At 33.3% G+C, this 409-nt stretch carries 1 protein-coding gene; it reads right to left on the bottom strand.

The window, feature by feature from the left end; genetic code table 11:
* Nucleotides 1-116: 116 nt before the first annotated feature.
* Nucleotides 117-409: hypothetical protein (locus HC175_RS19575; protein WP_168139794.1), on the bottom strand; the 293-nt coding region annotated here is incomplete at its 5' end.

Genomic DNA, 409 nt, shown 5'->3' with positions numbered 1-409 from the left:
CGTCCCGGTTAACGCAAGTGCGGACTTGAGGAACGAAATTTATCTTTTAATTACTATTTTTAAAGGTACTCAAAAATGCTATTTTTAACGGTCAGCCGCATTTGTGTTAACCGTTGTTATCTCTCGTTTTTTTCAACAGCGAATCCTTGTATGTCAAAGGCTTCTATAAAAGGATTGTCAGTTTCTGGTTTAGTATCAACAGGAATTTGTGTTTCTACAAATCGAATCATTGGTTTACCATTGACTATGGTATCAATGCTTCTATATTCAATCAATAAACCCATCAAAGTGTCACTTTTAGAGTTTAATTCAAATTCGACAAAATTTTGATTCTCTGCCTCCAATTTTTTTTCTACACTATCAAAATAAAGTACAAGAGTATTGGTATATTGAGAATGGAGCTTATCCA

Source organism: Salinimicrobium oceani (assembly GCF_012037645.1).
The sequence above is the reverse complement of the archived record's forward strand: the minus strand, read 5'-3'. Positions and strand labels throughout refer to the sequence as shown.